The sequence below is a fragment of the uncultured Tissierella sp. genome, assembly GCF_902479755.1.
Lineage (GTDB): Bacteria > Bacillota > Clostridia > Tissierellales > Tissierellaceae > Tissierella > Tissierella carlieri.
The window spans coordinates 18,012-39,444 of the sequence record NZ_CABSQO010000037.1 but is presented as its reverse complement, the minus strand read 5'-3'; the positions used below and the strand labels follow the sequence as shown (position 1 = coordinate 39,444).

Annotated in this window: 21 protein-coding genes; 1 reads left to right on the top strand and 20 read right to left on the bottom strand. The window is 31.2% G+C overall.

Translation table 11 applies throughout. The features are described from left to right. Window positions 1–66 precede the first annotated feature (66 nt). The 9 genes from RDK80_RS16300 to RDK80_RS16260 form a co-directional block, all read right to left on the bottom strand. Entirely contained in the window at window positions 67–249 is a 183-nt protein-coding gene (locus tag RDK80_RS16300; RefSeq protein ID WP_308524878.1) for an asparagine synthase, read from the bottom strand. 95 nt (window positions 250–344) lie between these two features. Beyond that, entirely contained in the window at window positions 345–821 is a 477-nt protein-coding gene (locus RDK80_RS16295; protein ID WP_308524877.1) for an ATPase P, read from the bottom strand. A gap of 14 nt (window positions 822–835) precedes the next feature. After that, window positions 836–1,579: a phosphate ABC transporter ATP-binding protein gene (locus RDK80_RS16290; protein ID WP_308524876.1), complete on the bottom strand. Its 744-nt coding sequence runs from the start codon at window positions 1,577–1,579 to the stop codon at window positions 836–838. Then, window positions 1,570–2,415: an ABC transporter permease subunit gene (locus RDK80_RS16285; RefSeq protein WP_308524875.1), complete on the bottom strand. Its 846-nt coding sequence runs from the start codon at window positions 2,413–2,415 to the stop codon at window positions 1,570–1,572. Before RDK80_RS16285 ends, RDK80_RS16290 begins: the two co-directional genes overlap by 10 nt. 18 nt (window positions 2,416–2,433) lie before the next feature. Beyond that, the gene (gene pstC / locus RDK80_RS16280; RefSeq protein ID WP_308524874.1) at window positions 2,434–3,294 is read right to left on the bottom strand and encodes a phosphate ABC transporter permease subunit PstC; all 861 of its coding nucleotides are present in this window, start codon (window positions 3,292–3,294) and stop codon (window positions 2,434–2,436) included. A 41-nt stretch (window positions 3,295–3,335) separates the two neighbouring features. After that, complete coding sequence (locus RDK80_RS16275) at window positions 3,336–4,238, bottom strand: phosphate ABC transporter substrate-binding protein (RefSeq protein WP_094904387.1); 903 nt, start codon at window positions 4,236–4,238, stop codon at window positions 3,336–3,338. 176 nt (window positions 4,239–4,414) lie between these two features. Beyond that, complete coding sequence (locus RDK80_RS16270) at window positions 4,415–5,578, bottom strand: hypothetical protein (RefSeq protein ID WP_094904388.1); 1,164 nt, start codon at window positions 5,576–5,578, stop codon at window positions 4,415–4,417. Between the two features lie 175 nt (window positions 5,579–5,753). Beyond that, the gene (locus tag RDK80_RS16265) at window positions 5,754–6,260 is read right to left on the bottom strand and encodes a GNAT family N-acetyltransferase (protein WP_201260089.1); all 507 of its coding nucleotides are present in this window, start codon (window positions 6,258–6,260) and stop codon (window positions 5,754–5,756) included. Between the two features lie 34 nt (window positions 6,261–6,294). Continuing rightward, window positions 6,295–7,281 (bottom strand): D-cysteine desulfhydrase family protein, encoded by a 987-nt coding sequence (locus RDK80_RS16260; RefSeq protein WP_308524873.1) that lies wholly within the window; start codon window positions 7,279–7,281, stop codon window positions 6,295–6,297. 342 nt (window positions 7,282–7,623) lie between these two features. Here RDK80_RS16260 and RDK80_RS16255 point away from each other — a divergent pair, with 342 nt between their 5' ends. Further along, window positions 7,624–9,093, top strand: coding sequence for a methyl-accepting chemotaxis protein (locus RDK80_RS16255; RefSeq protein ID WP_256312958.1), 1,470 nt, complete (start codon window positions 7,624–7,626; stop codon window positions 9,091–9,093). A 104-nt stretch (window positions 9,094–9,197) separates the two neighbouring features. Here RDK80_RS16255 and RDK80_RS16250 read toward each other — a convergent pair whose 3' ends face one another. The 11 genes from RDK80_RS16250 to RDK80_RS16200 form a co-directional block, all read right to left on the bottom strand. Beyond that, complete coding sequence (locus RDK80_RS16250) at window positions 9,198–10,190, bottom strand: lipoate--protein ligase (protein WP_216560925.1); 993 nt, start codon at window positions 10,188–10,190, stop codon at window positions 9,198–9,200. A 28-nt stretch (window positions 10,191–10,218) separates the two neighbouring features. Then, complete coding sequence (locus tag RDK80_RS16245; RefSeq protein WP_216560923.1) at window positions 10,219–11,850, bottom strand: MBL fold metallo-hydrolase RNA specificity domain-containing protein; 1,632 nt, start codon at window positions 11,848–11,850, stop codon at window positions 10,219–10,221. Window positions 11,851–11,885: 35 nt separating this feature from the next. Beyond that, on the bottom strand, window positions 11,886–13,070 hold the full coding sequence (locus tag RDK80_RS16240; protein WP_216560921.1) for an NAD(P)/FAD-dependent oxidoreductase: 1,185 nt from the start codon (window positions 13,068–13,070) through the stop codon (window positions 11,886–11,888). A gap of 122 nt (window positions 13,071–13,192) precedes the next feature. Beyond that, window positions 13,193–13,687, bottom strand: a complete 495-nt coding sequence (locus tag RDK80_RS16235; protein ID WP_216560919.1) for an aromatic acid exporter family protein — start codon at window positions 13,685–13,687, stop codon at window positions 13,193–13,195. Between the two features lie 183 nt (window positions 13,688–13,870). Continuing rightward, the gene (locus RDK80_RS16230) at window positions 13,871–14,044 is read right to left on the bottom strand and encodes a hypothetical protein (RefSeq protein ID WP_216560917.1); all 174 of its coding nucleotides are present in this window, start codon (window positions 14,042–14,044) and stop codon (window positions 13,871–13,873) included. 17 nt (window positions 14,045–14,061) lie between these two features. Further along, window positions 14,062–14,232, bottom strand: coding sequence for a hypothetical protein (locus RDK80_RS16225; RefSeq protein ID WP_216560915.1), 171 nt, complete (start codon window positions 14,230–14,232; stop codon window positions 14,062–14,064). Window positions 14,233–14,305: 73 nt separating this feature from the next. Continuing rightward, window positions 14,306–14,956, bottom strand: coding sequence for a hypothetical protein (locus RDK80_RS16220; RefSeq protein WP_216560913.1), 651 nt, complete (start codon window positions 14,954–14,956; stop codon window positions 14,306–14,308). Between the two features lie 80 nt (window positions 14,957–15,036). Then, entirely contained in the window at window positions 15,037–16,461 is a 1,425-nt protein-coding gene (locus RDK80_RS16215) for an amidohydrolase family protein (protein ID WP_216560911.1), read from the bottom strand. Between the two features lie 121 nt (window positions 16,462–16,582). Continuing rightward, the gene (locus RDK80_RS16210) at window positions 16,583–18,115 is read right to left on the bottom strand and encodes a Na+/H+ antiporter NhaC family protein (protein ID WP_216560907.1); all 1,533 of its coding nucleotides are present in this window, start codon (window positions 18,113–18,115) and stop codon (window positions 16,583–16,585) included. 220 nt (window positions 18,116–18,335) lie between these two features. Beyond that, window positions 18,336–19,685, bottom strand: coding sequence for a sigma-54-dependent Fis family transcriptional regulator (locus RDK80_RS16205; RefSeq protein ID WP_216560905.1), 1,350 nt, complete (start codon window positions 19,683–19,685; stop codon window positions 18,336–18,338). Between the two features lie 174 nt (window positions 19,686–19,859). Next, window positions 19,860–21,323 (bottom strand): YdiU family protein, encoded by a 1,464-nt coding sequence (locus RDK80_RS16200; protein ID WP_216560935.1) that lies wholly within the window; start codon window positions 21,321–21,323, stop codon window positions 19,860–19,862. Window positions 21,324–21,433 lie beyond the last annotated feature (110 nt).

Genomic DNA, 21,433 nt, shown 5'->3' with positions numbered 1-21,433 from the left:
CAACAAGCCGCATAATTAATATTATCCAAAAGTCCGGATTAAAGGGTTCAGATCACTTTACCCTTGCTATATCTGTCTTCCTTGAATCAGGTCTATGCTTCCTAATACTATATGAGCTAATCCAAAGCCCACAACCCCAGCAGCAATCATAGGTGCTATATCCTTAGTTCTTCTTCCTTGTACTGCTACTAAACCAACTCCAGTAACTGCAGTTCCTAATAGCGTTGGTATTAATCCTTGTCGTATCATGTATGTCTTCCTTCCATAATAATTACATTCCAGATTATTATCTTCATTTCTAACTTCATATATTCGGACATAATACCTAAAAATCTTAAAAGTTGTCAATTTCTCAAAGTGGCTTTTATCATATTTTTATTAAGTAATATTTCTAATCCTTCTAAAGCAGACCTAGCTACTATATCGGCCTTAGATAATAATTTCCCCGATGTACCTTCCCCTTCTATTATAGCTATGGATAAAGCAGATTCTTCAAACATTAAAACATCATTAAATCCGTTTCCTAAGCATGCAGTCATATATCCACCTAAATCTTTTACTATATCCTTTTTTGATCTCCCTGCATTTTCTTTGGGAAAAGTTAAGACCTTTCCATTGATACCCATACATTCTTTTTCTACAGTTCCATAAGTATCAGCCGTTAATATATATATTTTTGCATATTCTGCTAATTTATTTATTAACTCTTTTACACCGATAACTAATTTCCCATCCACTGCTATAGTACCATTATAGTCAAATACAATATTTTCGATTTGAATGTTATCTCTACCTGGTATTTCGTATATTAACAAATTCATCCCTCCACATAAGTCTATCCATATATTCCTTCTAAATATTCTCTTGTTCTATTATCCTTTGGATTAGAAAACACTTCCTCAGTTTTTCCATATTCTATTAATCCTCCATTTAAAATAAATGCTGTATAATCTGATATTCTTCTAGCTTGAGACAAATTATGAGTCACTATTATTACCGTATATTCCTTGGAAAGTTTCAGTAACATTTCCTCTATAATAGCTGTATTTTTTATATCTAATGCTGAACATGGCTCATCTAAAAGCAATACCTCTGGTTCCACAGTTAATGCTCTTGCTATGGAAAGTCTTTGTTGTTGTCCACCTGATAACTTCATCGCCGACATATTTAATTCATTGTTTATTTCTTCAAAAAGCCCTACTATTTTTAGATTATATTCTACTATTTTTTGTAGTTGACTTTTATCTTTTATTCCATAATATATAGGTGCATAAATCATATTCTTGTATATAGACAAAGGAAAAGGTGTAGGTTTTTGAAATACCATACCAATCATTTTCCTTACGTCATTTTTATTATATTCTTGAATATCTTTATCTTTAAAAAAGATTTTTCCACTATATCTACCACCTTGTTCCTCCAGCATCAAATTTAGAGTCGTAAGAAATGTGGACTTTCCGCAACCTGAAGGTCCAATAATTGCAGTTATCTTATTTTTCATAAAGGACATAGACAAATCTTTTAATATCAATTTATTATCATAACTAACATTTAAATCATTCACCTTTATTACTTCCATTTATCTATCCCCCTTCTATTTCTATTTAAAATCAATGATGAAATATTAATTATAAGCAATAGTATAATAAGTATGGCAGCAGTACCATATGCCTTTTCTAGTGATATTCCTTCTCCCGTTAATATATAAAGATGAAAAGGAAGTGCCATAACTGGAGAAAATATGGATTTAGGTATTGACGCAAATATTACAGCCCCTGTTAATATTATTGGTGCAGCAGCTCCCATAGCGAATCCTCCGCCTAAGAGAATGGCTGAAGTAATGTCTTCTATACACATTGGCAATATCAATTTAAATATAGTATAAAATTTAGATACTCCCAAAGCATATGATGTACCAATAATATTGGAATCTACCTCTCTCATTATTTTTTCAATTCTAACCTCAATATATGGAAATATCATAATTCCCAATGTTATACTTGCCGTTAATAGAGATCTATCAATTTTAAAATACAAGATTAATAATGTATAACCAAACATTCCTAAAATAATAGAAGGAATACCAGCCATACATTGTATTATTAAATGGATGATATCACTTATACATTTGTTATTACAATAAAAAACTGTGTAAATTGCTGTTGCCATAGCTAAAAAAGATGCAAAAATACAAGATAACAGCATTAATAATAAGCTTCCAACAATAGCTGGAAATATTCCACCTTCTGATCCTAGAGGTATACCCTTTGGATTACTGAAAATAAATTCCAAATCAATAGAACTCAATCCCTTTTTTAAAATATATCCCAAAATAAATATAGTAACTCCAACTACAATAATAGTACTTATTGTAATCCATAACTTAAATATATTATCTTTAACTTTTTCCTTCATAACATCCCAATCCTTATTTTATATTATTTTTCTTTTTATTATATATAGAAGAATATTTATAATAAGTAGAATCATCATAAGTACAAATCCAGCAGCATAAAGCCCATGATAATGGAGGCTACCAACCTCAGCCATCCCCATCTCAAGTGCAATTAAAGAGGGAATTGTTTGACATTTCCCTAATAATTTAGGCATTATAGGAGCATTACCTATTACCATCATTACAGCCATGGTTTCTCCCATACCTCTACTTAAAGCTAATACCGTAGAAGCTAATATGCTCCTCTTACTATTAGGTAGAATTACTTTTCGAATCATATAGGATTTAGAGGTTCCTAATGCATTTGAATATGTAGAGTATCCATTATAAATCTTTTCCATAGACTCCTCACATGTTGAAATGATAAATGGTAACATCATAATAGAAAGTATTATACCACCTGCTAATACAGATTCCCCTGCAGCGAATAAAAACTTTGTTTCAAAAAACTTTATAACAACCAATAATCCAATAAATCCATGGATAACAGAAGGTATACCAGCTAATATATCTATTAAAGTCCTAATTATTTTTTTAATTTTACTATTGGTATAACTTGATAAAACAACAGCACTCCCTACACCTATAGGTAATGCAATAACAATTCCTACTATTGATACATATATGGTCCCTAGTATAGTAGGATATATTGATAATTTATCTGGAGAATTAAGAGGGTTCCACCTTTTACCAAAAATAAATTCTAATATAGAAACTTCTTTAAAGAACACAATACTTTCCTTCAAAATAAAAAATATTATGAAAGATAGTATAAATAAAGACAATATAGTAAAAAAACATACTATGGATTTAAAAATTTTATTTTCTAACTCTTTCACTATAATCACCTCAAAAAAATAAGAGGCTAAAGCCCCTGATTTTAGTTTGCTGGTACAAATCCCATTTTTTCAATAATCTCTGAACCTTTATCTGACAAAACAAAATCCATAAATACCTTTTGCTCAGGTGTCAATTCTCCTTTTTTAACTACAATAAGGGGCCTTGATACCTTATATGATTCATTTACTATATTTTCTTCTGTTGGCTCTATTCCATCAACCTTTAAAGGTATAAGTTTTCCTATATTTTGATTTACCATACCAAAAGAAGCATAACCTATTGCATCTTTATTTTCGATAATTTTTGTAACTAAAGCACCCATTGAAGGAGATTGAATAGCGTCTTCTCTTACTTGCACATCTCCCATTATACTCTTTTGGAATACTTCATGTGCTCCACCGCCTAAATCTCTAATAACAACTACTATCTCTTTATGTTCAAGACTATTATCTAAATCATCCCAATATTTATATTCTCCTGAAAATATCTTCATAATTTCTTCAGTGCTTAAACCATCTTTCAATTTTAACAATGGATTTTCTGGATTTATAGAGATAGTTAAAGCATCTATTCCTAAAACAAATTCTTTCATATCGCCTATCTTTTCTTTTTCTTCATCCTTCACACCCCTAGCTAACATACCAAAATCACTAGTACCTTCTATGACTGATTTAACCCCTGCACCAGAGCCTCCTGCTGATACATATATTGATATATTTTTCTCTGGAAAACTAGGATCTACTTTGTCCCAAGTAGTATTACCTTCAATGAAATCTGTCGCTATAGCTGATATTACAGGTGCTAAAGTTGATGAACCATTAAATGTCATCTCCGCTCTAAATTCATTGTTATTAGATATTAAAGCAGACTCATCTTTTGTACATCCTATTAAAGACACGATAAAAAGTGATACAATCAATAACAAACTAATTTTTCTTTTCATATAATCCTCCTTTATGTATTAAAATTAACAAAGTACATAATATAGTCTATATTCAATACTTAGGTAAGTCCAATTAATTTCATCTATAAGTGAAGGTGCATTGATAGAAAATATTAATAAAGATTTTAAAATTAAATAGAAAATCCGAATAAAGAATCTTTATTCGGATTTTCTATTTAATATCTTAATACTGCCGCTACAGTGCCACCGTCTGGAACCTTATCTGGATCTACCACATATACTGTTCCACCTCTTGATATAGTAAGAGTAGCTGCACGCTCCATGAGATCTTCATTTCCGACCTTTTCGTCTTCATAGAAATCTATCTTATTAATGTCTGGATTAAATTGGCCCCATTGATGAGCTCCATTAGCAATAAATAATGTTTCGATTTGACCATTATAAGCTTGTGATAATATTTTCTTTAAGGAATTTGAGGACAATCCATTTCGTTGACCTGAAAACTGATTATATTTAGATTCTGCTAATTCTTGTACCTTTAAAAATTTAGGCTCCATAATTTCCCACGCCATTTTTTGCAAATCATTCCCATATAATATCTCAGGATTACCTTTAATAAATTCATCCAATATATTTGGATATCTACTGATTTCCTTATATACGGGAATTAGATATTCTACTCCAGCAAGAACTAGAGGTATTTCTTCTCCTTTATGCAATTTATTTAAAGACTCATCAATTGCACGGAAATATCTAGTAAGTTCATTCTTTTCAAAATCATTTTCAACAGCTTGCCCTTGGCTTGCCGTATTATATCCAAGCGAAGAACTACTTACTGGATTTGCAGTACGAATTTGCAGTTTAGTCCTTGGGTCATCATCTATTTTCATGTCCTCCATACTTCGAGGTGCATCCTCCATTACTATTTCATTAACTGTTTGCCTAGAAGCTTTAAATAACCTAACTTCATTTTTACTTAAAGCTAATATATAAAATTGACCATCTGCTGTAAAGAGCGGTAGAAGTGGTTTAGTATAAAATTTATCTGAAATTACCACTTGCTCTTTAACTTCAAATGGAAGGTGATAATAATTCATTTCCTCTGGAGTTATAAATATCGCTAAACCTTCTGTCTGGTTTTGCCAAAATGTTGTTTCATCAATCAAATCACTAGCTGATAATAAGATGCTTCCAACTTCTGATTTACTTAAACCCATATTAAATAATTTATCTTCTGCTTCTCTAATGCACTGTTTATATCGTATTGGGTTTTGTTTGATATCCGGTCCCATACGACAGGTAGGCATATAGATTGATATACACCATTCTTCTTCTGAATTTATTAATTCTTCAAACTTCTTTCTAGTTAGTATATCCATTTTTGCCTCCTTGCGAAAAATTATTTTATAATTTAATAAACTATTATCTTTATTAATTTACCCACTATATAATTCACATATGTAGATATTTATTTAGTTTATTAGGCTATATATTGAAAAATTCCCATATGCTCAAGTGCCACCTGGGAATTTTTGGATTTTTTTATTTTTAAATTTAAAATTCATTTGCTAAATCAATAAGTGCCTGATTGTGTACACGATATACTGTCCATTCATCCATAGGAACTGCACCTATACTCTTGTAGAAATTAATGGAAGGCTCATTCCAATCTATACACCACCACTCAAATCTTCCACAATTCCTTTCTATAGCCAGTTTTGCTAAAAAAGATAAGAATATTTTTCCGTAACCTTTCCCTCTCATTTCAGGTCTCACATATAAGTCCTCTAAATAAATCCCTGGCCTGCCTAGGAAAGTAGAAAAATTATGAAAAAACAAGGCAAATCCTACAGGTTCTCCATCATGCTCTCCAATAATAACTTCAGCTGATTTCCTAATAAATAATGAATCCATAAGTATTTCTTCCGTGGCAACTACTTCATGTAACAGTTTTTCATAATCTGCTAGTTCTTTAATAAAATGTAAAATGAGTTTTACATCTTTTTCTTCTGCAAACCTGATTTTAAAATGCTCATTTTTCGTTGGTATTAGGGTTTTCATTTTGATTTATCTCCTTTACATTATTTAAAATCAATTAATTTCCTACTAGATTCCTAGCGAAATTATTCCAACCAAATATTCCACCGGTATGAATAAATAATATGTTTTTATGTTTATCGAATGTTCCCCTTTTAATTTCTTCAACTAATCCATACATAGCCTTACCAGTATATACTGGATCTAGTATTACCCCTTCTTGTTTAGCTAGTTTATGAATAAATTCTATTTCTTGAGGCTCACTCAAGGCGTATCCCTTGCCCACATATCCATCTAAAATATTTATATCTTCTTTATTTACATAAATTTCTTCACCTGTATACTTAGATATTTCTTTCAGTAATCCTAATACAATATTTTTAAAATATTCGTCATCATCGCATACATTTACTCCATAAATTGTTGCATCAGTATTTTTAATATGGTTCTCATAATATAATCCTGCATAAGTTCCTCCCGACCCTACGGCAGTAACTATTGCATCAAATTTAATACCAAGTTCTTTTTCCTGATCTAATATTTCTTTCATAGCCTTACAATATCCTAATGATCCAATTCCATTAGATGCTCCCTCGGGGAGTATATATGCTTTATATCCTTCTTTTGCTAGTTCATTTCTAATTTCCTCCATAATCTCCATTCTGCTATTCTTATATTCCTCGGCAGTAATAAGTTTAATCCTAGCTCCTAACATCTTATCTAAGAAGTAATTACCTTCTACTTCTGAATCTTCCTTTCCTCTGAGAACAAGATAAGCTCCAATACCAAGTTTTGCTGCTACCGCTGCTGTTGCTCTAGCATGGTTTGATTGTATACCGCCACAGGTAATCAAATAATCGCATTCATTATCCAATGCTTCTTGAACTGCAAATTCTAGCTTTCTGACTTTATTTCCAGATATTTCACTACCTGTTTGGTCATCTCTTTTTATATAGATTTGTGTTCCTAACTCTTGACTCAGTCTCTCTAGTTTTTCAATTTTAGTTGGCAAATTGGCAAAATTAATGGATTTCGGTAAGTTCATAAAATTCCCTCCTAGTATATTGACGTTTCTATTTAATTATATTATACCTATAAAAAGTCACCTTTTCCAATACAATCTATAAAATGATAATATTCTTATTAAAGATTTATTATCCTTAGTTAGCATTGACTTAAATTCATTTATACTTTAATATATTTATGTTATATGCACTAATTAGAAAATTAGTAAAAAAATGTTTATTAATCACACAATTGAGGTATATCTTAACTATTCCTCTAAAAGAATTATTATTTGTATTTACTATAGAGAATAAATGTTATATATTTGATTTTAGCTACAATAATCTAAAAGTCCTACTACTAATAAAGAGGTGATTTTTTTATGTTTAAAAGAATTTTTCACAAGCCACCCTGTGAAGAAGCAGAGTGTATAGTTAAATATGTAGAAGACTCATTGAGTGGAAAAAAAGTTAATGCACCTGATGTTAAATATCCTATTCATATACAAGTTTTCGAACATTTTCAAAAATTACTTACTAATGAAGAAATAATGTCACAATCAACAAAAAAAATGCTTAATATAGTTAGTTCTCTAAGTAGTTTTGATGTTGGAATGACTCACATTTCCAATCAGTTAATGAATTTCGCTGGAGAAATGGGAGCCTTAAGCGAATCTAATCTTGCAATCGTTGAAGAAACTACTGCAAGTATGAATCAAGTAAATGAAGCTATTGATACAACTTCTTCTACCCTAGACAATCTTGCAAAAGAATCTCAATCCTTGGCTCAAAAAAATGATGAAAGTATGAATTTATTAAAAGAAGTACAAAACTTAAAAGATAATGTTGTACAAGATACTGAAATCATGAATGATAAAATTCAACAGTTAGTTAATCTGACTAATGAAATTGGTAAAATAGTAGATAGTGTTCAAACCATAGCAGAACAAACAAATCTTTTAGCATTAAATGCAGCTATAGAAGCTGCTAGAGCTGGAGAACACGGTCGTGGCTTTGCGGTTGTAGCTCATGAGATTAGAAATTTGGCTGATGATACTAAACAAAAATTAGATGGAATGAGGCAATTCGTAAATCATATCCATGATGCTACTCAAGATGGAAAACAGAGTTTAGATAGAACTATGTCATCTACTGGACAAATGAGTGAAAGAATAGAATTAGTTCATGAAACCGTGGGTAAAAATGTAGCAATGCTCAATAATGTAGTTAATGATGTAAATATAGTCTATGAGTCAATGGAAGGTATAAAAATTGCTGCAAATGAGATTAATCAAGCAATGGAATCTTCTAGTAGTGATGCAGAAAGACTTAGTGAGATGACAAATAATATACACAATGAGGCAGTTCAAAGTGTTGATTTTGCTGGACAAATAGCATCAATAGATGATCAGCTATCAGCAATTGTCAGTCATATGTTTAAAGGACTAAAAGGAGGAGTTAATGCTCTTACAAATGAAGAATTACTTGAAGTAATTAATAAGGCTAAGGATGCTCATAAAAAATGGATAGAAGGACTTCATAAAATAGTGGATGAAACTCGTACATATCCACTTCAAACTAATTCTAAAAAATGTGCTTTTGGTCATTTTTACCATTCAATAGAAATAGACCATCCTGCTATTATAGAAGAATGGACATTAATAGATAAGGTACATCATGAATTTCATTCTATAGGAGACCATGTTATCGATGCAATACAAAAATCTGACAAAGAATCTGCAAAACAATTATATAAAGAAGCCGAGGCTCTCTCAACACAAATGTTAGATCTTTTAGATAGGGTTAGTACAAAGGTAAAAAAACTTATTGAAAATAACATAGATATTTTTTAACATCATTTTATATGCAAAATGCTAGTAGATATTCTATCTACTAGCATTTTTAAATCAATCATTAAGTGTTATTATTTATTAATTATAATTTTTACTTATAACTTTTATTGAAACATTAAATCTACAAATTCTTCTTTAGAAATATTACCAAAGTATTTTTCCAAAGGTTCATTTTCTATTATTTTTGACACTTCCATTTTATCATATTTCTTTCCATCTAATTTTTCTTGAAGTAAAGCTACATCCTCAGTACCAAAGAAATCTCCATAAATCTTGGTATCTGAAATTAATCCACTTACTACATTAAATCTAATATCTATACTTCCAAAATCAAATCTCTTATAATTTTGATAATTTGACTTTGGAGATTCGCCATAATTCCATTCCCAAGTTGAGTATTTTTCTTCAAATAATTTTTGTATCTCATCTAGATCTTCCTGTGATAATTTATGCTCTTGAGGTACTTCCCCTTCCATTTCAAAGATATTTCTAAGCAAAACGTCTCTAAACTCATAGATATCTATATCTTTATCTATATAAGGTTTAATATTTGTTACTCTACTCTTTACTGATTTTACTCCTTTAGATTCTATTTTATCCTGTTTAACATTTAGTGCATTTGATAATACATCTAATTCAGTATCAAATAATAATGTTCCATGATTTAAAACTCTTTTCTTCCATACGGATTGAGCTATACCTGAGAATTTTTTCCCATCTAAAGTAATATCATTCCTACCTGATAACTCACAGTTGATACCAAGTTTTTCTAGAGATTTAACTATCGGTATATTATATTTCTTAAAATCAATTTTTTCAATACCAGTTGACATAGAAATTATACTGAAATTGAGGTTTCCTAAATCATGGTATACTGCTCCTCCGCCAGTTATTCTTCTTACAACTTTTATACCTCTTTCATTTACAAAATCTTGATTTACCTCTTCAATCGTATTCTGATTTTTACCTATTATTATAGCTGGACCATTAATCCAAAGTATTACATAGTCTTCCTTAAGGTCTAGACTTTTAAAGCAATATTCTTCAAAAGCTAAGTTATATCTTGGGTCATTTGAATTATTCACTAAATACTTCATGTGTTCCTCCTTATCTTCTTGTGACTTTCTATTTCCCAACTATAATATTTAAATCCATTAATCTATGCTGTAGGTCTATTAGCCGATTCTTGATTTCATCATATTTCTTAGTTAGGAGCTTATCATCTACCATTTCACTAGATTTATTTATTAAAGCCTCAAATTGATTATATGCTGTTTTCAGCTCATTTTCAATATCTTCTCTGAGCATCTCAGGTAATATCTCAATACCTTTTGTCAATTCAACTTCATTTTTTGCAATGCTGAAGCTGTCATTTATATTAGGAATTATAGTCTCAATTTTGTACAAATGTCTTATGAGAGTAGAAAGTGCATTAGCCGGTTCTTCTTCCCCATGAACTACAAATATTTTTTTGGGCTTCTTCTTAAATTTATTTATCCAGTCAAGTAACATATTTTGGTCCGCATGGCCTGAAAATCCCTTTATATCATAAATTTGTGCCCTTACATGAATCTCTTCTCCAAGTATTTTCACTTGCCTCTTTCCATCTAAAAGTATTCTACCTAAAGTTCCCTCAGCCTGGTATCCAACAAATACTAAACTATTTTTTTCATCCCACAAATTATGTTTTAAATGATGTCTTATTCTTCCTGCTGTAGCCATTCCACTAGAGGATATTATTACCTTTGGAAATGTATATTTATTTAATGCCATCGATTCCTCTTGACTTTTTATATATCTTAAATTGGAAAACTGAAATGGATTATCTCCCTTTAATATAAGTGCTCTTGCCTCATCATTAAAACTGCTTGAATTTCTTTTAAATGCCTCCGTAGCATCTACTGCCATAGGGCTATCTATATAGATAGGAACTTTCATATATTCTTCTACTTCTGGATTGTACTCATAATATTTATTTAATTTATAAATAAGTTCTTGAGTTCTTCCTACTGCAAATGATGGAATGATTACAGTGCCACCTCTCAATACCGTTTTATTAATTATGTCTATTAACTTTTCAGTACTCTCTTCATAACTTTCATGTATAGTATCACCATAGGTAGACTCTATGACAAGATAATCTGCTTCATCTATATAGTCTGGACTATTGATAATAGGTCTTCCTGGCATACCTAAATCTCCTGAGAAAACTACTTTTACCTCCTCATTTACTTCTCTAACCCATAGTTCCAATATAGCTGATCCTAAAATATGTCCTGCATCCTTAAATCTAATTTGAATATTATCATTTATCTTTATTTTTTGATCGATAAAATATGGTTCAAAGTACTTTAAACTATTCTCTGCATCTTTCATTGTATATAATGGTTCTATAGGCTTCTTTCCAGCTCTTTGTCTTTTTCTATTTTCCCATTCTACATCAGATTCCTGTATTTTTGCACTATCTTTTAACATAATCTTACATAGATCATAGGTAGCATTTGTAGTTATTATTCTACCTCTAAAACCATCCTTTACCAATTTTGGAATTCTTCCACTATGGTCTATATGTGCATGTGTTAATATAAGGAAGTCTATTTCACTAGGATTATAAGGAAAATTATTATAATTTAATTTCTCCATTTCCTCATTTCCTTGAAACATTCCACAGTCCACAAGGATATTATATTTCTCAGTCTTTACAAGATAATTAGAACCTGTGACCATCTTTGCTGCACCATAAAATTGAATATCCATAAGTCTACCCCCAGTATTTGTACTCTTATTAAAGCCTATTTAAATCTCTTATCTTTTTCAATATATTCATTTACATCCATATTTGATATAACTGCATTTCTAAGGGCATTTACTTCTTTCAAATCTCCAAAGAGAATTACACCAGCTATTTTGCCATCTTTTGTAAATATCTTATGATGAATATCTCCCTTTTCATCTTTGTATTCATATACCCTATCAAAATCGTTAATAATTCCAGCAGAAAAGAGCTCTATGCTGCCTATTTTCAAGGTCGTAAATATCTTAGGTTGGTTGTATTCTAATTCCTTGCCTGCCATATTTGCCCCCGCTACTTTACCCTGCTCATTTCCTGCAGTCCAAAGACCTAAAACCATTCCTTCTATTTCAACTACATCTCCTGCCGCATATACATTATCTATATTTGTCTTCAAATGTTTATCCACTTTTATACCTTTATCATATTCTATTGTAGTATCTCTAACTAAGTCTAAATTCGGTCTAATTCCAGAAGAAACTAGGATTGCATCAGCCTTAATATTTCTCTCTCCATTTAGCTTTATGCCTACTGCTTTACCTTCTCCAGTTATTTCTTCCGCTTGAGAAGAAAGATAAACTTTAAATCCAATACTGGAAAGTTTCTCTTCTAATTTATTAGCTATTTCTTTGTCTAATTGCCTAGGCAATAAATAAGGTGCAAATTCAATTATACTCACGTTTTTTCCTAATTGTTTCAAAGACCATGCCGCCTCAAGTCCTAAAAGTCCTCCACCAATTACTGAAACATCTTCACAAGATTTCATATAATCCTTTATATAATGTAGATCCTTTAAAGTTCTTAGTGCAAATACGCCCTCTTGATATTTTCCATTGATTGGAGGAATAAATGGACGGCTTCCTGTTGCAATTAACAGTTTTTCATATTCTATTACTTGACCATCGTCAAGCTTTACCTTATTATTTATAACATCAATATCTTCTACAAATTTTCTGAGCATAACTTTAATATTTTTATCTTGATACCAATTTTCTTTGCTAACTAATAAATCTTCATCAACAAAGTCCTTAGATATATATTCAGTTAATTTCACTCTATAATAAGTAAGTGTTGGTTCATTGCTTACCATTATAATAGTACCCTCTTCACTATTAGATCTTATTTCTCTAGCTGCTGCAAGACCAGCTATTCCATTACCTATAATTAAGTATTTTGCTTTTTCCATATTGTCCCCTCCTAAAGAATTATCTTCATAATTATTACCCATTTTAATATGCATTACACAAAAGCCTCCATAAAAAGGAAGGCTCTAATTAGAATAATTTACTAAATTGTCATGTCCCTAGGTCATAAGGCTCTGTTTATAACAAGCGAAACTCCTATTCCTATAAGAGTATCAATTACCCTATTTAATGCAAAATACATTGGCGCCATATCTCCACCATGAGATACTGTTATACTCAAAAATACTACACAACTAATATAAGTAGAGTTTGGAGCTTTTAAATATACATTTGAGTAAATTATTGGAATTAAAAACAAACTTAAAACTAAATAATGTATGTAATTAAACAATTCTATCTTAAAAAAGCTGATCAAAATTATGGCTATGAATCCATATACTCCGCCAATTAATGTACCTATTATTCTACTCTTCCCAGCTTGCCAACTATTTTTACTGTCATTCTGCATACAGAGTATTGCTGCTATAACAGAATAAAAAGGCAAAGATTTTTTAATAAAACTTATTAAAAAGCAAATATATACAGCTATAACTGTTTTAATAACCCTCATTCCAAGGAATTTAATTCTTCTATCCTTCTTATTTTCAATAGACTGCATAATCATACTCCTTATCTAATATCAGTATAAAATCTTTATAACCATCAAATTTGCTGGAAAGCTATGGAAATATCCTTTAGTTTTATACTATCAGAATATAATAATATTTTCAATAATTTGAAACTAAAAAAACACCTTCTGATATTAGATTATCAAAAGGTGTAGATGTATTAGGTCTTATATTTAAATCTGTTTGGAAGATTCTTTCATACTTTTTAATAAGGCTAAGGCTTCTATTGTACCCGCTAGTTTAGTCATATCATCATTCTCTTTGATTGATTCCATTTCACAGATATTACAGATTTCACCCTCGCCTATAAAGCTTTTTTCACATTGCTTACAATTCCTTATAGTCATTTATAGCATCCTCTTTACTATTTATCATTTTCTTGATTTTGCTTGTTTGGGGTAGATATAAGCCCTCTATTGTTTTTCATATCTTCATTATCTATTATACCAATTTCTCCTGCAAGTTCATAACTCATAGCTCTAAAAAAGTTTTTATCAACTATTTCTTTATTTTCTCTATTTTCTTTTTCTCCCAATATTATCACCTCATATGTAGTTTTTCTATATCCTAATATTACATACGAGGAAAATTAAGGAATGTTTTAATAATTAGACCTTCATTGTCTTTTGCTTCATTTTCCCTAATGTTAATATCAATCCTAAAATCATTGACAATAATGCAGCTATCAAAATCCTATATTTTTCTGACATTAGAAATGTTAGTGTATTTGCTGGTATCCATATCAATGGTATTGTAGTAAATACCTCAAAGCATATAAAAGATGTCCAATCTATAATTTCTATTACTTCCTTAAAACTTGTTCGATTCTTTTTATATCTTAAATCAATATAGGTAGTTCCTATCCTTTGTAAACCCATCATTACTGGCCCTGAAGTTGTATTCATAATTATACTAGTGAAGAAAGCTGTAAACAAACTATTGTTACCTACCAATAGTCCCTTTTTTTGAGCTCCTATAACTCCTTCACTAAATATTGTAAACATTAAGGCTACTAAAGATCCAAAAACTCCCCAGATCCCAATTCTCCAGATTAGTCCTTGTGTTTTTTTCCATATCTTTGAATTGATTCTCTCGGATAAGAGTTCTCCCATTGTTGCTAGAATAGAAAATTTAATAAATCCATCCCAATACATATGTCGAGATATAAATTGAGAGTAAAATTTAGTTATTGTAAATAAGAGAAACACAACCAATATACTTATAAATATAATATCCTTTTTTAAATTATCTTTTTCCATATTACTCTTACCTTTTCATATATTCTTTAAAAAAGACAAGCAAATCATTTTGTCTTTTTTATTTTATTATATTGTTTATCCTATAATTTATTTTCTTCCATAAATCTAGAATTTGTACCATTTATTTCAAAGAACTCTTCTGAAGCCCTTTCTCCTATTCCATTTGTGTATTCAGCGACTGCATTAAAATACTCATCTTCATCTATATCAAGTACTTTTCCATCTTTATAGATGATTTTACCATCTACAACAGAAAGAACTACCTCTTCGCCTCTAGCACTATATACTAAATTTGGTACGATATTTCTCATTGGTTTTGTAAATACGGGTAACATAGAAGGTTTATTTAAATCTATAGCAATAAAGTCTGCTCGTTTACCTACTTCAAGGGATCCTATTAATTCTCCTAAACCTACTGCTTTTGCGCCTTCTATTGTAGCCATACGCAATGCTCTCCAAGCAGGCATAACTTCAGGATTCTGATATTTAATCTTATTAAAAAGTGTAATTAGCTTCATTTCATTTATAATGTTGTGACTATTATTTCCAGGAGCCTGGTCTGAACCTAGTGCTACATTACCACCTGCCTCTTGAAAAGTAATTGAAGGGCATACTAATCCATCAATGATACCAATAGATCCTGGACAAACTATCATCGATGCTCCAGATTTAGCTACTTCCCTTGCTTCACCATCATTGGCATCCGTTAAATGGACTGCTATTAAGGTCTCATCTAAGTAGCCAATTTCCTTTAACCATTCAATAGGTCTTTTTCCATATCTCTTCACAACTTGATAAGTCTCTCTATCACCTTGTTGTGTATGCATGTGTATCTTAGTATCTTTCTCCTTCGCTACTCTTTGAATCTTAAGTAATAAATCTTTGCTTAAGAAATCTGGTCCTTGGGGTCCAAATAATATCTTAATAAGTCCATTACCTTTATTATGCCATTTTTCAAATAGTCTTATATTCTCTTCAAAACTTTTCAGTCCCATTTCTTCATCGTATTCATATAATTCTCCTGGTTTATAAACTCTCCTTCTAGCTTCCCTAATGGTACTAGTAATATTTCCTCTGACACCTACTTTATGGATAAATTCACATACAGGCTCCATATAGGCCTCATAATCCCCAATAGTAGTAGTACCAGCCTTAATGGCTTCTATAATAGCCATTCTGCTGCCTGCCAACCTTTCTTTATTAGTAATTACATTATCAAATGGTTGCAGTCCGTACATCATCCAATTATTTGTATCCTGGGCTAAACCTCTCATAATGGCTAATCCCGTATGCATATGGGCATCTATAAACCCAGGAAATATTGCATGATGACTTAAATCTAGATTTACTTCCCCATTATATTCCTTCATTATTTTATCTACTTCATCTATTGCTACAATCTTCCCAGAATCTACTACCATAGCCACGCCAACCTTATATCCAACTCCAATTCCTTCCATCGTATAAAAATGAGGTGCTTTAACTATCATATCTACTATCTTCATCTTATTCCTCCTTAATGTCCTATAGATTTAAATTTCACATATATTTTATATTAAAATCATTCTAATCTAGTTACACTAGACTTTCCTAAAATAAGTAACTATTAGCTTGATAACTCTGATATTATTTCACACTAACTTCTTCTGGTTTTGAAAATCTATTCATAAGAAATATTAATCCAACAAGAACAATTGCTGTAACTCCTATACTTAAATAATATTGACCAGTAAGTCCTCCGAATAAGAAACCACAGAAAGCAGCTGTTCCTACAATAACACCATAGAATAACTGAGTTGTAACATGAACTATATGATTACATGCAGCACCTGTTGAAGACATTATTGTAGTGTCTGAAATAGGTGAACATTGATCTCCAAATAAACCTCCACCAATTACTGCCCCTACAACATAAGGTATGGGAATATTGAATGAAATAGCCATCGGTATAGCTATAGGCATCATAATTGCCCAAACACCCCAAGAGCTACCTGTTGCAAATGAAATTAATGCACTAAATAAGAAAATCAAAGCGGGGACTAATCCACCAGTTAAGTGGTTTTGAACCACATTCGATAAGAATGTACCAACTCCCATAGTGCTTGTTAATCCACCCATAGACCAAGCTAACACTAATATAAATGGGACCATTATAAGTTCTTCCATACCTTTAACAAAACCATCAAAAGCATCTATAATTTTAAATAATCCAGTTGTTACACCTACTAAACCAGCGGCAACTCCTCCACCTATAAATCCCATAGAAATGGCTAAAACAATATTGGCATTGACAAATGCACCTCGAAATCCGTTAGTAACTATATTTCCACTCCAAAATATTGTAGCAAATATAGAAAGAAACAGTGAGGCCATAGGTATGATGAAGTTTTTAATAGTTAATTTATATCCTTCTGGTAAAACAGTTTTAGATTCTGTAATTATTGACTCAACTCCGTCTGGTAACAGTTTTCCAGTTTCCCTAGCTCTTTTTTCTTCTACCATCATAGGTCCTATATCCATCCCAGTAAGAGCGACAATTAATACCATTATCATTGCGAAAAATCCATATAGGTTAAAGGGAAACATCTGTAAATAAATCGACCATTCATTTCCTTCAATGGCAGCAGCTGTAAGTTGAGTAGCAATTAACCCTGCTATAAAAGGTCCATAACTGCTAATAGGCGAAAATGATGCTAAATTACATCCCATTGAGTCTAAAATATAAGAAAGCTTTGCTCTAGATACTCTAGCCTTATCTGTAATAGGTCTCATAATTGTTCCAAGAATCAAGCATGGCTCAGTATATGAAAATATAAATGAGGATGCCCATGTCACCACTTGAGCTTTTTTAGGAGTATCAATCTTTTTAGTTGTTATTTGAGCAAAAGCCTCAGCAGCACCTGTTATTCTTAACATATAAGCGAATCCTCCAGCTAATGTTACTAATAAGAGCATTCCTCCATTATATGTATTTCCTATAGCTGGAACCATAAAATCTGACACAACTTTTGTGAAGCCAACTAATGGATTATATCCACTAATAATAGTGGCACCTACCCATACACCGAAGAACAAAGACAATAAAGTCTTTTTCGTCTTTAGAGCTAAAATAATAGCAATAATTGGTGGTACTAAACTTAAGAAACCATAATCTGACATGAAAATTTCCTCCTTACAAATTTTATTTTAATTCAATATTTTATAGTTGCAAATCATATGCCAATTATTTTCTCGTATTTTCAGACTCTTCATAATAATCTTGACACAAGCAATCAAAATATTTTGACCAAAATACTATAACCAAACAATAAAGGGACAAAAAATCTTGACCCATGGTCAAGATTTTTTGTCCTTAAGCTTTATTTAAATCACATTTAATTTATTTTAGATTATATTTAGATAATTTATAGCTTAATGCTTGTTTAGACAATTTTAATTTCCTTGCTGCTTCAGCTATAGTCTCAGATGAAACCAATGCATTTATCAATAATCGCTTTTCATAACTTTCTACTTTTTCAACTAATGACATTTCTTGATTGTTCAATTCAACGTTAAGTAACTGATTTTTAAATTGACTTACTAAATAATGTGGTAAATCTCTTAATTGTATATATCTAGATCCAATAATGTTAAATGCACCCTCTATAACATTTCTAAGTTCCCTAATATTACCAGGCCAACTGTAATTCAAAAATAGCTCTTTAACTTCATCACTAAGTCCAATTATGGATTTATTCATCTTTGAGTTATATCTAGAAATAAAATAATCTGTTAAATAAGTAATATCTTCACTCCTTTCCCTTAATGGGGGAATATCTATTTGTACTACATTTAATCTATAATATAAATCTTCTCTTAATGTATTTTGCTCAACACATGAAAGAGGTTGCTCATTTAGAGCAGTAATTATACGTATATCTGTATCAATGGGTTCTGTTCCTCCAATTCTTGTTACCTTTTTCTCTTCAATTGCTTTTAATATTTTGCTCTGCATATTGATATCCATTGAATTAATTTCATCTAGAAATAATGTCCCACCATTTGCAACTTCAAATAGTCCCCTTCTATTCTCAGCACCAGTATAGCTGCCCTTTACTGTACCAAATAAAATACCTTCCAACAAATTCGATGGTATAGCTGCACAATTCTGAGATATAAATTTATTACTATTTCTATAGCTATAACTATGTATTGACTGTGCAATTAGTTCTTTACCAGTGCCAGTTTCACCATAAATCATAACAGACGAATCTGTATTTGCTATTCTCATAATTTTAGATTTGATTTCATTCATAGCTGGTGATTTTGTAATGATATCATTAAGCTGATATAATCTTTCCTTCTCATTATTGCTACGAGTAAGAATAATACTCTGACGCTCATTTTCATTAACACACCTAGCAAGATCAATGGCACCAACTACCTTGCCTTCTTTCACTATAGGCAAAGTACTATATATGTTAGTTATATTTTGCCCATGTTTTGTTGTTAGATATTCAATTTGGTCATATATTGGTCTGCCATCCTTTAAAACCCTCATGATACTACTAGTTTCTTGTGTTAAATAAGGATGAATCTCTAGTATACTTTTACCTATTATCTCATCCTGCCTTAGATCATATATATCCGATCTCATATTCGAATAATACTCTATAATGCCTCTATTATCAGTAATTATTATACTATCAAAGTAATTATTGATATTAAGAAGACTTCCAATATTTATCACATTAAATCACTCCCATTATACACTAACAGAATAAAGTAATTAATATAAATATATCATACTGATAAATAAGTATAAATAGTTTTGTCTCATTATTAAAAAATTCCTATGTAATATAGATTACGATGTGCAATATATTACACATCGTAATCTAAGATAAAAGAACAATTACCTAAGTTAAGTTCCACAAAAAGTTCTGTAAGGACGATCTGATGGCTCAGGTGGTGTGGAATAGTCAGCCTGTTTGATAGAGTAATCATAAGGATTTGAAAGAGCGTCAAGAAGTCGCTCAAGTACACTATAATCTCCTTGTTTTACTGCAGCTTCTAATGCTTCTTCCACTCGATGATTTCTAGGGATTATAGAAGGATTAGAATTTTTCATTAGTTGTTGAGATGAATTATTGGATTCCTGTTGCCTACTTAGTCTATCCTTCCATCTTCTATGCCATTTAAGAAATTCATCAGTACTAAATAAAGATGAATCCTCTAGTTTTTCGAAAGTGAGAGCTACAAATGTATTGGTATAATCAGCCCTATACTTCTGCATTATATTAAGGAGATCTTCAACAAGGGATCCGTCCTCTGACTCTTCATTAAATATTCCTAACTTTGCCCTCATTCCTGTAAGCCAGTTTCTATGATATAACTTTCCAAAATCTGAAATGGCATCCTGAGCCAACTTAACACCTCTCTCTTGATTTTCATCTAATAAAGGTAATAAAGTTTCAGCAAATCTTGCAAGATTCCATGCAGCAATATTAGGTTGATTACCATAAGCATAGCGTCCATGAATGTCAATAGAACTAAATACAGTTGCTGGATCATAGGTATCCATAAAAGCACAAGGACCATAATCAATAGTCTCTCCGCTTATAGTCATATTATCAGTATTCATTACTCCATGAATAAAGCCTATTAGCTGCCATTTAGCAATAAGAGCAGCTTGTCGCTTTATTACTTCTTTAAGTAATGATAGATAAGGGTTCTCATCATCTTCAATATATGAAAAATGCCGTTTTATTGTATAATCTGAAAGTATTCGTATATCCTCCACTGTACCCCATTTTGCAGCATACTGAAAAGTACCCACTCGTAAATGACTAGCTGCCATCCGTGCTAAAATCGCTCCCGGTAGACGAGTTTCACGGGCTATTGATTCACCCGTTGTCACTACCGCTAGACTCCTCGTTGTTGGAATTCCAAGGTTATGCATAGCTTCGCTTATAATATACTCTCTAATCATTGGTCCAAGTGCTGCTCGCCCATCTCCTCCACGAGAATATGGTGTTCTACCTGAACCTTTTAATTGGATGTCATACCGTTCTCCTAAAGGTGTAATCTGCTCTCCAATTAAAACAGCCCTACCGTCTCCTAACATGGTGAAATGACCAAATTGATGACCTGCATAAGCCTGAGCAAGTGGCATAGCTCCTTCTGGAATCTTATTTCCAGCAAATATAGCTACGCCCTCATTACTTTGAAGTGTCTGGATATTTAATCCTAAATATCTTATCAATGGGTAATTGAGAATAATCATTTTTGGTGAACTTACAGGGGTTGGGTTAACTTTAGTAAAAAACAATTCTGGAAGATTATTTACATAACTGTTATCTAAATTCCATCCTGTTTCTATTGTCATCGTATCTACCTTTCTCCTTTTTTCTATGTTTTTATATAAATCAGTTCTTTTAGTGTCTACCTCTATAATTTTATTATACCCTTTGAACAAATTATAAAAACAAGGTAAAA

Coding starts and splice junctions, on each gene's coding strand:
- RDK80_RS16275 (WP_094904387.1), bottom strand. CDS start 4,238: ATGAAAAGAAAAATTAGTTTGTTATTGATTGTATCACTTTTTATCGTG.
- RDK80_RS16265 (WP_201260089.1), bottom strand. CDS start 6,260: ATGAAAACCCTAATACCAACGAAAAATGAGCATTTTAAAATCAGGTTT.
- RDK80_RS16220 (WP_216560913.1), bottom strand. CDS start 14,956: ATGGAAAAAGATAATTTAAAAAAGGATATTATATTTATAAGTATATTG.
- RDK80_RS16260 (WP_308524873.1), bottom strand. CDS start 7,281: ATGAACTTACCGAAATCCATTAATTTTGCCAATTTGCCAACTAAAATT.
- RDK80_RS16230 (WP_216560917.1), bottom strand. CDS start 14,044: ATGACTATAAGGAATTGTAAGCAATGTGAAAAAAGCTTTATAGGCGAG.
- RDK80_RS16240 (WP_216560921.1), bottom strand. CDS start 13,070: ATGGAAAAAGCAAAATACTTAATTATAGGTAATGGAATAGCTGGTCTT.
- RDK80_RS16300 (WP_308524878.1), bottom strand. CDS start 249: ATGATACGACAAGGATTAATACCAACGCTATTAGGAACTGCAGTTACT.
- RDK80_RS16200 (WP_216560935.1), bottom strand. CDS start 21,323: ATGACAATAGAAACAGGATGGAATTTAGATAACAGTTATGTAAATAAT.
- RDK80_RS16210 (WP_216560907.1), bottom strand. CDS start 18,115: ATGTCAGATTATGGTTTCTTAAGTTTAGTACCACCAATTATTGCTATT.
- RDK80_RS16295 (WP_308524877.1), bottom strand. CDS start 821: ATGAATTTGTTAATATACGAAATACCAGGTAGAGATAACATTCAAATC.
- RDK80_RS16245 (WP_216560923.1), bottom strand. CDS start 11,850: ATGGATATTCAATTTTATGGTGCAGCAAAGATGGTCACAGGTTCTAAT.
- RDK80_RS16255 (WP_256312958.1), top strand. CDS start 7,624: ATGTTTAAAAGAATTTTTCACAAGCCACCCTGTGAAGAAGCAGAGTGT.
- RDK80_RS16250 (WP_216560925.1), bottom strand. CDS start 10,190: ATGAAGTATTTAGTGAATAATTCAAATGACCCAAGATATAACTTAGCT.
- RDK80_RS16235 (WP_216560919.1), bottom strand. CDS start 13,687: ATGCAGTCTATTGAAAATAAGAAGGATAGAAGAATTAAATTCCTTGGA.
- RDK80_RS16290 (WP_308524876.1), bottom strand. CDS start 1,579: ATGGAAGTAATAAAGGTGAATGATTTAAATGTTAGTTATGATAATAAA.
- RDK80_RS16270 (WP_094904388.1), bottom strand. CDS start 5,578: ATGGATATACTAACTAGAAAGAAGTTTGAAGAATTAATAAATTCAGAA.
- RDK80_RS16285 (WP_308524875.1), bottom strand. CDS start 2,415: ATGAAGGAAAAAGTTAAAGATAATATATTTAAGTTATGGATTACAATA.
- RDK80_RS16215 (WP_216560911.1), bottom strand. CDS start 16,461: ATGAAGATAGTAGATATGATAGTTAAAGCACCTCATTTTTATACGATG.